We start from the raw sequence: 11,711 nt of genomic DNA on the forward strand, positions 1-11,711 counted from the left end.
TCATTATTACTTAAACTCAACTGTGTTCATATAACGATGGTGAATCGATATATCTAAAATAGCCCCTTAAAAGATGATATCAATTCCGCTAGACCATATATGTTCAATAACCAAATTGGAAATCATAATATGTCTACCTTTGGTAATTTGTTTTGATAACTGTCTACGATTTTCAGGAAGGTGAACTTTTCAAGTTAAGTCCATATAATTGTGTAAAAAGGGAAATAGAAAAAGAGCCATGTTGCTTCCCCTTTGGTAGAATAAATAGTGGACCAAAAACACCAAACATAAGGAGGAATGCAACCATGGCTCAATATCATATTACCGTAAATGATGAACTTTTGCACGGATTATTCACCAGAGATGAGGGATTAGCAAAGCTGTTGGAACAAGTCCTCAATCCAATCCTCGAAGCGCAAGCAGAAGAACAACTGGGGGCACGCCGTGATGAACGGACGGAAGAACGAAAAGGCTATCGAAACGGTTCGTATCCACGCCAGCTGACAACCCGGGTGGGACGGTTGACCTTGCGCGTTCCACGGACCAGAGATGGGGAGTTCTCCACCGAACTGTTTCAACGATATCAACGAAGCGAACAAGCTCTGGTACTGGCATTAATGGAAATGGTGGTGAACGGGGTGTCTATCTGAAAAATCACCCAAATCACGGAGGAGTTGTGTGGGATTTCGTTTTCCAAGTCGACGGTCTTCTCGCTATGCAAAGGGCTAGATCCGATGATCCAAGACTGGAATCACCGTTCCCTTCATGAACACGTGTACCCGTTTGTGCTGGTGGATGCCATTTATACGAAAGTCCGGGAAAATGGACGAGTGCGCTCCAGAGCCGTGTTGATCGCCACGGGAGTGAATGAGGAAAGATATCGGGAAATTCTTGGCCTGCAAATTGGAAACAGCGAATCAGAGTTCAGTTGGAGCAAATTTTTCGGATGGCTGAAAGACCGGGGACTCCGGGGAGTGGACTTGATCATCTCGGATCAGCACGGCGGGCTGGTGCAAGCCATTGAAAAACATTTTCAAGGAGCGACATGGCAGCGATGCCAAACGCACTTTATCTGCAACATCCTCGATGCCGCACCAAAGTATATGCAGGATGCCTTGCTGGAGGAGATTCGAGGGATTCTTCATGCCCCAAACAAGCAGACAGCCCGGCTGTTATTGGAACAAGTGCTGGCCAAATGGGAAGAAAAAACGCCAAAAGCCATGCAAATTCTCGAAGAAGGATTTGGACGCCACCGCCGTATTGGACTATCCAGACCGTTACCGGCGAAGCCTGCGCACGACCAACGTGGTGGAACGGCTGAACGAAGAAATCCGCCGCAGAGAACGGGTCATCCGCATCTTTCCGAACCGGGAATCGGTGTATCGCCTCGTTGGCGCCGTGTGGATCGAAATCGATAAAAAATGGATGTCAGGGCGCAAATACTTGGATATGTCCGAATATTGGCAGTGGCGGAAAACGAAAGAGCAAGAAGCCCGATTGGGGAATCAGGAAGCTTCGGAGAAGAAAAGAGTAAGATAATCCCTTCGCTGTGCCAAGGAGGACGTGGAATACCGGAGCAAAGCGAGGATATGCCGCGAAAGCTCCTTGACACGCATGTTCCTTGACAACAGATCGTTTTTCCAGGAAAGCGACCGGCAGGGAGACTTTCCTGGCCTACCTTCCATACATCAAATCATCAGGTCCATGTTTTCTATCAAAGGGGAATTTACACAATCATTTGGACTTGACCAACTTTTCATGTGCATCTGTGCATTCATTATGTGTTTTCCAACACATTCATTCATACGAATTTAACTTTTTCCACTAGTTTTGGTTGTTTTTTTTTATATAATCTGATAATTTATTCTTATCTTAAAGATATAATTGATCATAGAGAGGTCACGCTCAATATGGAGAATAAGAGAAATGCTAGTAGATTAAAAAGGCGTAAAAAGAAAAAAAAATTATTAATGCTGTTCTTTTTAATTATAGTTTTATTATTTTTAGGAATACTATTATATATTTTCGTTGAATATCAACAAAGTCTAAAAAACTCCCAAAATGGTTCATCTTTGCAACATGAAAATATTAAATTTAACGGAGTAAGGAATAAATCAGGAAAAATAAATATTTTGTTACTTGGTATCGATGCAAGAGGAAAAGAGAAATCTCGTGCTGATACTATCATGATAGCTCAATATGACCCAGAGGCAAAAAAGTTTAAGATTGCATCCATTATGCGGGACTCATATGTTTATATACCAGGGCATGGAAAAAATAAAATTAATGCAGCTCATGCTTACGGAGGACCTGAGTTACTTAGAAAAACGATTAAAAACAACTTTGACATTGATATTGAATATTTTATATTAGTTGATTTTAAGGGGTTTACTAAAGCAATAGATAAGGCTTTCCCTGAGGGAATTGAAATTAATGTAGAAAAAGAAATGTCTAAAGGAATTGGAGTTACATTACATCCCGGTGTTCAAAAACTTCATGGAAAGGAATTGCTGGGGTATGTAAGGTTTAGAAAAGACGCGGAAAGTGATTTTGGCAGAGTGCGGAGACAGCAAGAAGTTTTAAAACAAATTATCGATGAATTTATTAGTATTAAAGGAATAGTAAAATTACCAAGTGTGATAGGTACAATACAACCTTATATACTAACAAACATAGAATATAAACAAGCTTTATCAATACTGACTTCATTTCTTTCCAGTGATACGAAAAATATTGACTTTTTCCGGATTCCTGTAGATGAATCCTTTGAAGATGTAACATATCCCCAAGTTGGTGCTGTACTAGATATAGACATAGAACAAAATAAAAAAGCTTTGAAGGAATTTTTATATAAATAGAATAAAAAATAAATACCCGTGGTTCTAGTTGAGCTCTATTGTTCAACTAAAATCGTGGGTATTTATTCAAAGCTATCACGAACAGTAACCATTCTTATATCCTTTTTTTAATAAACGATTAATGACATAGGCAACTCCATGTTCATCGTTCGATAATGTCACTTCCTTTGCAATGTTTTTAATTTCTTCACATGCATTTCCCATGGCAATTCCTTTACCTGCAATAGAGATCATCGAATAATCATTCATGCTATCCCCGATCGCAATGGTCTGGCTAAGAGGGATGCCCAGTTCTTTTGCAAGTATTTTTAATGCATTCCCTTTTGAAGCCTCGATGTGCTCTAATTCAAAGTTGTAATTTGCAGATGTTACGAGCGTTAAGTCATTGCAATCTTGAAATTTATTCCATCCTCTATTAAGCTTTTCTTTATCAAAAGAGAAAACAAGGATGTTGTAAATGTTAATGGAAGGTTTTAATAGCTCTTTATATGAAGAAATGAAGACAAAGCCAGATTGGCTATATTGCTTCAAAGCAGCGGATTTAAGCTCTTCGCTGTCTAATTCTGGGTTTGCGCTGATTAGACGATCCATCTCAATGGATAAAAGCTCTCTTCCTTTTTGAGGAGTGAAGATGGCAGAATCGCTAAACACTTCATAGTAATATTCTTCTTGTTCTAGCCATTGAAGAATTTCAATCGCCTTATCTTTATCCAATGGAGTGGAAAGAAACAGCTGTCCGTCCGGTTTATGGATGGTAGCTCCGTTTGCACCTATGATCCATGTTCGAATACCTGTATGTTTGAATATTTCTTGGACATCAAAATGAGCTCTCCCTGTCGCCACCACAATCTCTATTCCGTTCTTTTGCGCTTCCTTCATTGCTTGGATATTTTCCCTGCTAATTTCATTATGCTTGTTTAGCAAAGTGCCATCTAAATCAATCGCCATTAACATTTTCAATTTCATCTTCCTCCCCCTCATGATCATCTGCGACCAATAGCTCAACAGAATGTTTTTTTAACAGCTCCCTAAACGGTTTCGGCGGTGTTTTATCTGTAATTAAAAGGTCAATATCACTCAAATCAGCAAAACGGTAAAAGTCTGTAATCCCTAATTTGGAATGATCCGCCAGGACGATGACCTGCTTTGCCTGTTGCAATATTTTGCGTTTGACCACTCCATCTTCCTCATGCGCAACCGTAAGCCCGTGTTCTGAAATACCGACTACCCCTAAAAATGCTTTATCGACATAATAATTAGACAATCGTTCAATGACAGATTCTCCATATAGAAAACGATGCTCTTTTTCGAGTTCCCCGCCAAGCAAATGAATGCGAATTCCTTGTTTGGAAGATAAAATATCTGCTTGGTTAATGGAGTTCGTTATAACCGTGCAACGTTGATCCCCAAGATATTCAGCACACGCTTGGACAGTGGTGGAGGCATCCAAGATAATCCTGTCACCGCTGTTAACTAAAGAAGCTGCTTTTTTTCCAATAATTTTTTTCTCATGGGGAACCGTTTGCAGCCGATGATAATAGCCTTTAATCTCATTGTGGACAGGTGGCAAAATCGCGCCTCCGCGCGTACGGATAATTAGCTTCTGTTCTTCAAGTTTAACAAGATCGCGCCGGGCTGTATCTCTGGAAACATTGTATAATGAGCAAATTTGTTCAACGGTTATTCGCTTATTTTTCCTTAAAAAGTCGAGGATTAAGAGCAAACGCTCATCTTGATACATCTCCCCCCACCTTCTTTCTAACAAACGAAAATAAATAAGTTCATACGTAATTATAAGTAAAAAAATTATAAAAACGCAAGTTATTTTAAGTTTTTATAAGTCGTTTTATTTATGTTAACGATTGGCATGAATAGATGAAAAACAACAAAATGAAAAGAGCTTGATATCTTAAGCTCCTTAAAGCCATAAAACAGATGGAAGACACCTGCGGGGGAAGAAATTAGAAAACTACTATATGCAATTCTTCAATATTAGCTTCCACGACGATAGAAACAGGGGAAAAGGAAATCAAGTTTTCGCTTAAAATCAGGAGAATTTAGCCGAAATTAGATCATCTGATATGAATAGCGAATCATTGCGCCTGTGCAAAATTGAGCGGCACATTGAAAAAAGAAGGAAAACAAGCGCTAAAGGAAAGAAAATCCTCCATCCTTCATATACTGAAAGCCTTCCGTAAATTTCAGCGATGGCCGTCATTATTACCATAAGAAACATCTTACAAATAAATTTTGTTTCTATGCTATAACAGTCTAAATATTTTGATAAAATATACAAAAAAACTAACCTTATATTGATATCTTTTTCATTAGACTTTCATTTCTCCGTGATGGATTTGAGAGGTTTCAATTTGAATCGTTGTATGCAGAATCTTAAATTTTTCTTCAATCATATGAATGGCGTCTTGCAAAATCTTTTGGCTGTCTTGATGATCTTCAATCAAAATGTGGCAGCTTAATGAATCTAACCCTGATGTAATCGTCCAAATATGGAGGTCGTGAACGTCAACCACCCCTTCAATGCTCTCAAGCGCTTTTTTCACTTCATTTTGGTTAATGGTAACGGGCGTTCCTTCCATCAAAATGTGAATTGTATGCTGAATCACTCCCCAAGCGCCTTTCAAGATTAATAAGGCAACCAGAACAGAGATAACCGGATCTGCAACATACCAGCCAAAGCGCCACATGGCAAGCCCAGCGATGATAGCGCCTACGGAACCTAAAGCGTCACCGATCACGTGAAGATAAGCACTACGAAGATTAACATTGTTTTTCACATCCCCTTTTCTCATAAGCGCCCAAGCGCTTAAAAGGTTGGCAAAAAGGCCAATGGCCGCAATCAACATCATAGAGCCGCCAGCTACCGTTGGGGGGTTGTAAAAACGCTGGATTGCTTCCCATACAATAAAGCCGGCGATAACAAACAAGGTAACTCCATTAAATAAAGCGGCTAAAATTTCAAAACGATAAAAGCCATATGTTTTATTGGGAGAAGCTGGTTTGGCGGCAAACCAAATGGCCGCTAAGCTGAGAGCAAGGGAACTGGCATCACTAAGCATATGACCAGAGTCAGAAAGAAGGGCCAGGCTGTTGGTGATTAAACCTCCGAAAAACTCCAACAACATAATTCCAGCCGTAATGAACAATGCAATCGCAAGCCCTTTTTTATTCCCTTCTCTGCTGTGATCATGATGGTGGCCGTGGTGATGATCATGGCCATGGTGGCTGTGAGAATGATGATGGTGATGACGCATGATAAAACGCCTCCTTAATGATGTTCAGCATGGTCAATAGCTTGCTTTAATAATGAAATAACGTGTTCATCATCGCAGGAGTAAAACAATGTTTTTCCTTCGCGCCGGTACTTAACCAGTCTCAGATTTCGCAACATACTTAGTTGATGGGAAACGGCTGATTGCGACATTCCCAATATTTCTGCTATATGATTGACATTGCACTCTTCTTGCGACAGCAAGTAAAGAATTTTGATTCGTGTTGGATCGGATAACACCTTAAAGATTTGCGAAACATTTTCAATCGTTTCAGATGTTAAGAACGAATGGTCTTCCCTCTTCATGATGATTTCCCTCACTTTATTAATTATATATGCTCATATGTTCATATATATGATAACTTTTATTTATTATTTTGTCAAGTTTAGGAAATATTTTTTGAGGAAAACGGGTGATTGAACCCATAATCATGTTTGAACGCTCAAGTGGAGGCGTGCCGATTTATGGGGAATGTTTTTATCTGCATTGATGAATTTTTCAGAATGGCGAAGCTACTTTCCGGTGATTGCTTATTTTGTTTTAGGATTGGTTGTTATTTGGAAAGATCCCCTTAAAGTCGTTTGGCTTTTCACTTGGATGAAAAATAATATTTAGTAAAACATCTTTCTGCCAACGATGGGAACGTAAAAACGAATGAATAAAAGGAGGAAAAAAGCATTTGTTATTTTATTTTTTTAATAACCAAAAACAGGCAGAGATGTTGAGAAATAAAACAGCTGATTTCTGATCTTTGAAGCTGTTCAACGGACATCTCTCCTTTCTTTGAGCATTCAAAGCAATTAAGGCATAGACTGTGTTATCATTTCTATCATGAACGCAAAAACAGCCAAGATAATGGTGATTGCTGTTGAACTAAAAACCGCTCTTCTGTTAATGATGCTAAACTTTCCATCTTCAGCAAACTTACTGTATATAAAATAAAGCAGGATGCCTAAAGCGACAGAACTTATCCAAATCATTAAACCCGCCTTCGTCGCTAAGCGGCGCCAATCAAAAACCCACAAGTATGCAATGCCAAGCTGGACAATAAGTAAGGATGCTGTCATAAGTGTCATCATATATTTAAACATGCATATCCCCCTATCAAACATTACAATGTCCGTTTGGCAAAAATGAGTTCACCTGTTCCCGTTTATGGCACTCTACTCCATCCAAAAAATTAAGTTGCTTTGTTCTGTTTCTCCAACAGTCCAATGAGTCCGGACTCTACATAGCTTGACTGCAATCTTTTCTTGTGATTAATGATTTGCCCGCCAAAAACACGGCACTTGCAAAAGCATTTTCATTCTGGCAAACAGATGCATTACTAAACAACAGGCAACTCTGCTTTTCTGATTCTTATCCATGAACATATAAATAATCAATCAACGGCGATTTTTTCACTATGGTCATCAAATCTCGCAGCAAATTGGCTTGGTCTTCATCGTTCCCCCATTTTCCTTCGCAACGGTGCAGATTTCGCTTCATTATAGTTTACATAATAAATTTATGATAAATTTTATATCATTCGCCATCAACGGAAAGGATAACACCACTTCATTTGGAGCACCAATGCCCCCCAAAGCATTGCCATGGGAATCATTGGCCATTTCTCCCCTGCTTTCAGCCATCAATAATTTTTGCGGCAATGGCACCCGGTGTTATCGCAATTAACACGGTTCAATCTTTAAAACTTTGACTTTGCCCGGATACGATTCTAAAATTTCGGAATACTATACTTTTACCTTTTGCCCATTTTTTATTCCCTTTAAAGTGCTGAATCCTTTTATCCATAACTTACTCATCTTATATTTGCTTCTTAATTCGTGGATTGTAAACTTATCTGCGTCTTGCTGAACAAAATCTGGATCTTCCACTAAATACACTTCCCCTTCTTTCATAATGATAAAACCTTCCAAAGTAGCTTTTGGCTGAAGAGATTGGTTCGTTTGATATTCCTGAAAGAACAATAATAATGCGGCAAAACTCAGAATGATGATCGCTAAAATAGATCTTTCCATCCATTTATCCCCTAACTTTTACATATGGTGAATTAATAAAGGAAGAATCACAACAACAGCGACCAAACTCCGTGCAAACAAAGAAACAACAGGAAGGATTCCCTGTTGCAATGCTAGGCCAACCAGTAAACGAAAATAGGAAATTGCATTAAAATCCTTTCGGAATGGCCATTTTGATTAGTTTATCATCATGATTGGCCGGAGCCCCTCGTCCATCCGTGTTGTTGGTGACAAAAAATAAATAATTTCTTAATATGAATACATCCCGCACGCGCCCGACGTTGGAAACGATTTGTTTATATGTTTTCTCTTTTACATTGAACGCCAAAACACCTTCTCCCCGCAGCTGTGCAACATACAAAATCCCGTTATGATAGGCAATTCCCGAAGGCGCCCAAGTATGATCCCCTGAATGGAATAATGGAGCAATCATCCCGTTTTTCGTTTCATCTCCTTGAATAAGCGGCCAGCCATAGTTTCCTTTCGGCTTAATCAAATTGATTTCATCATGTGCACTGGAGCCATGCTCAGAGCTGTAAAGCTGGCCCGTTTCATCCCATGCCAAGCCTTGCGGGTTGCGGTGTCCATAGCTATAGACGAAGGAGCCGGGATAAGGGTTATCGTCCGGTATGGTGCCGTCAAGATTCATGCGCAAAATTTTTCCGCCAAGTGATGCCTTGTCTTGGGCAATCATCGCATCTGTAGCATCCCCAGTGGTGATATACAATTTTTTGTCTGGCCCGATTTTTATTCTTCCTCCATGATGAAAATTTCCGCTTGGAATTTGGTCAAGCAGTACTTTTTGTTCAAACCATTCATTATTTTCTTCCCGTATTTCAACAACACGGTTAAATTGCCCGTTTTTATCCTCATATGTATAGTAAAGAAAAGCGTGATTCTTTTTCTCTGGATGAAGCACAAAGCCCAATACGCCAGCTTCAGATGCTGTTGAAAGCTGCTTTTCTAAATGTAGAGGCTGCCTAATTTTTTCATCTCCTGCAATCTTCACAATAGAGCCAGTCCGCTCTGAAATATAAAAAGCTGTCCCGTCCCAGTCGATCGCCCATGGCACGCGTAAATCTTGGGCAATGATTTCCATATTGCCATTGTCATTTATTTGTTGTTCATTTTGGGGACTGCTTTCTTCCCGCTTTTCCATTGAACAGCCAATTAAAAGAAAAATGATGCCGATCGTGATGAGAGGATATTTTTTCATCCGTTTCCCCTCCCGAGACAATTCAATATGAAACTTTTCTTTCCATGAAAAGCTGAGCCATAAGCGCAGATGGATATTCCGCCTAGGCTTCCTTTATTCTTCTCGTTCCTTATCGATTCGACAGCGCTTGGAAAAAATCCTACTTTTTCCGATGCAAAGATGGTCATTTTAGAAAAATAAATCCGTGACCTTGCTTATCATCAAGCAATTTTAAATAATACTTGTACGATTAATAAAAAAATAATAGCCATTAGCAAAGATTTGGCGAGCTTCAGCGAAACCTTGGGCAATACAAGCAAGCCCATTTGCGATCCTATTGCCGATCCTATGGCCAGCGCAATAGCATAATGCCATTGCACAAATCCTGTTTGATAAAATACGATAAATGCCCCAAGGCAACTTCCAAGAATCAACACTCTCGTAAGCTGAACCGCTTTCGCATAAGAGTTTTTCCGATGCATATAGTATAAGATTCCAAAGGTTGAAGATCCTGGGCCAAATCCCCCATCATAAGCAGCTATAAAAAAAGGCATAATCTTACTAATAATGCTAGTATCATTATCCGCTTCCTTAACAGAAGAGACCCATTGCTTAGCTTTTAGCGTAACAAAGAAGGAAAAAATTAGTAAGATTAAAGCAATAATATTCATCGTTCGTTCTGTCATGCTAGAGGTAATTAGCGCGCCGCTAACCCCTCCAGCAAGAGCTATACAGACATTCCTCATGATTGTTTTTCCGCTGAGATGTTTGTTTGTTAATAAGTATGATACGCTTGTCAGTGCAGCCATTCCTGATGAAAACTTGTTGGTCGCAATACCAATTTGAACTGGTATCCCTACCAGCATCATAGCTGATAAAGTAATTAATCCTCCGCCGCCTGCCAATATTCCTATAAAAGAAGATATCATTCCGATTCCCATTAAAGCGAAAAACAGCGCGCCCAATATGATCCCCTCGTCTCAAGCCGTTTTTTTCAACAAAAATGCTTGTCTATCTGCCGTCAAAACTGTTAGCGCTATTATCTCCAACGGTCAATAAAGCAAAACCTTTTAAAACCGCATCGGATCTTTCTTCCCGCAGTGATAGCGCCAATTCCTCCAAAGTTTTTTTCCATGGCCCGTCTGAAAGACGCCACCCTTTAATTCTTGGAAGTAAATAATCCGTTGCCAGACTAGGCAGCTAATATAGCAATTACATAATCACTGCGTACTCATTTTCAACAAAGTTTCGGCACTTCGCCAACCGAAAAGCGGGCCAGCAGGAAAAAGATCAATAAAGCAACCTGAGGGATCGGCTCAAGCTGCTTAAAGCGTCCGTGAGATGATTTAGATGGAATTTTATGCGCCTATTCTTTTTTCTTTTGCCGATGATTTTAATTCTGTCTTCGTTCATTTTGTCGAGCTGATGTTTTTATGTATAGAAACCCATGGTCTGTTATTTTCCCAATGAACTTTTATCGGCAATTGGAACGTCTCTGATAACAATTCATCTGTCAACACAGCTTCTTTTCGTCCTGCGGCAACAATTTGCCCTTCTTTTAACAACAATACATGTGTCATCTCCTCGATAATTTCTTCAATATAATGCGTGACATATAATACATGGCATCGTTGATGGATAATAATCTCTTTCATTAATGATAAAATATCTTCCCTTGCTAAAAGGTCTAATCCTATAGACGGTTCATCCAATATCAGCAACTCCGGTTTTGCCATTAACGCTCTTCCGATCAGCACTTTTCTTCTTTCACCTTGTGATAGGGTGTCGTATGTTTTTCCTTTCAAGTGATCGATTCGCAAAAATGTCATCAGCTGTTCAGCCTGCTCACGATCCTCATAAGTCACATTTTCGTATAACCCTATCGAGGCAAATTTACCGCTGATCACAATATCTTCTGCTGTTTCTGATCTTAACGTTTGGTAAAAACCGTCAAGAGAACTGCTGACAAATCCGATTTGTTTCCGAAGCTCCGGCAAGTTTGTCTGTCCGAATTTCTGTCCCAAAACAGAAACTTCGCCTTTTGTCGGGTACTGGTAGCCTGTGACGATATTTAATATGGACGTTTTCCCCGAACCGTTCAGCCCTAATATGACCCATTGTTCTTTTTCTCTTACTTCCCAATTTATATCCTGCAAAATCTCCCGGTTTCCTCTGAGCAAAGATACGCTCTTCATGCTTATGATCTGTTTCATTTCACACTATACCTCCTATTTTTAAGAATATTATAACAAATTAAGCCAGTGACGGAATCAATGGAAATACGAAAGTGAATCTCCTAAGAATATTTGCAAAAAACCTTTATCTTTCTTTTATCCGTTAAACCGCG

Annotated in this window: 10 protein-coding genes and 1 pseudogene; 2 read left to right on the forward strand and 9 right to left on the reverse strand. The window is 39.5% G+C overall.

The features are described 5' to 3' along the window. Nucleotides 1-305: 305 nt before the first annotated feature. Both AOT13_RS13255 and AOT13_RS13260 read left to right on the forward strand, forming a co-directional pair. Nucleotides 306-1,539: pseudogene (locus tag AOT13_RS13255) on the forward strand (IS256 family transposase). 431 nt (nucleotides 1,540-1,970) lie between these two features. Then, nucleotides 1,971-2,858 carry an LCP family protein gene (locus AOT13_RS13260; RefSeq protein ID WP_376700119.1) on the forward strand — a complete coding sequence of 296 codons (888 nt, stop codon included), beginning with the start codon at nucleotides 1,971-1,973 and terminating at the stop codon, nucleotides 2,856-2,858. 75 nt (nucleotides 2,859-2,933) lie between these two features. Here the strand turns inward: AOT13_RS13260 and AOT13_RS13265 are convergent, their stop codons facing one another. The 9 genes from AOT13_RS13265 to AOT13_RS13305 form a co-directional block, all read right to left on the reverse strand. Then, complete coding sequence (locus tag AOT13_RS13265; protein WP_013400793.1) at nucleotides 2,934-3,824, reverse strand: Cof-type HAD-IIB family hydrolase; 891 nt, start codon at nucleotides 3,822-3,824, stop codon at nucleotides 2,934-2,936. Continuing rightward, nucleotides 3,796-4,599 (reverse strand): DeoR/GlpR family DNA-binding transcription regulator, encoded by an 804-nt coding sequence (locus AOT13_RS13270; RefSeq protein WP_003250349.1) that lies wholly within the window; start codon nucleotides 4,597-4,599, stop codon nucleotides 3,796-3,798. Before AOT13_RS13270 ends, AOT13_RS13265 begins: the two co-directional genes overlap by 29 nt. A gap of 586 nt (nucleotides 4,600-5,185) precedes the next feature. Continuing rightward, nucleotides 5,186-6,130: a cation diffusion facilitator family transporter gene (locus AOT13_RS13275; protein ID WP_013400792.1), complete on the reverse strand. Its 945-nt coding sequence runs from the start codon at nucleotides 6,128-6,130 to the stop codon at nucleotides 5,186-5,188. A gap of 14 nt (nucleotides 6,131-6,144) precedes the next feature. After that, on the reverse strand, nucleotides 6,145-6,453 hold the full coding sequence (locus AOT13_RS13280; RefSeq protein WP_013400791.1) for an ArsR/SmtB family transcription factor: 309 nt from the start codon (nucleotides 6,451-6,453) through the stop codon (nucleotides 6,145-6,147). Nucleotides 6,454-6,948: 495 nt separating this feature from the next. Next, nucleotides 6,949-7,239 carry a hypothetical protein gene (locus AOT13_RS13285; RefSeq protein WP_003250342.1) on the reverse strand — a complete coding sequence of 97 codons (291 nt, stop codon included), beginning with the start codon at nucleotides 7,237-7,239 and terminating at the stop codon, nucleotides 6,949-6,951. Nucleotides 7,240-7,881: 642 nt separating this feature from the next. Continuing rightward, nucleotides 7,882-8,169, reverse strand: coding sequence for a YobA family protein (locus AOT13_RS13290; protein WP_237169051.1), 288 nt, complete (start codon nucleotides 8,167-8,169; stop codon nucleotides 7,882-7,884). A 148-nt stretch (nucleotides 8,170-8,317) separates the two neighbouring features. Beyond that, nucleotides 8,318-9,385 (reverse strand): PQQ-dependent sugar dehydrogenase, encoded by a 1,068-nt coding sequence (locus AOT13_RS13295; RefSeq protein ID WP_003250339.1) that lies wholly within the window; start codon nucleotides 9,383-9,385, stop codon nucleotides 8,318-8,320. A gap of 200 nt (nucleotides 9,386-9,585) precedes the next feature. Continuing rightward, nucleotides 9,586-10,329, reverse strand: a complete 744-nt coding sequence (locus tag AOT13_RS13300) for a sulfite exporter TauE/SafE family protein (RefSeq protein ID WP_013400789.1) — start codon at nucleotides 10,327-10,329, stop codon at nucleotides 9,586-9,588. A 444-nt stretch (nucleotides 10,330-10,773) separates the two neighbouring features. Beyond that, nucleotides 10,774-11,577, reverse strand: coding sequence for an ABC transporter ATP-binding protein (locus AOT13_RS13305; protein ID WP_042385290.1), 804 nt, complete (start codon nucleotides 11,575-11,577; stop codon nucleotides 10,774-10,776). Nucleotides 11,578-11,711 lie beyond the last annotated feature (134 nt).

Source organism: Parageobacillus thermoglucosidasius (genome assembly GCF_001295365.1).
In the GTDB taxonomy this organism is placed as follows: domain Bacteria; phylum Bacillota; class Bacilli; order Bacillales; family Anoxybacillaceae; genus Parageobacillus; species Parageobacillus thermoglucosidasius.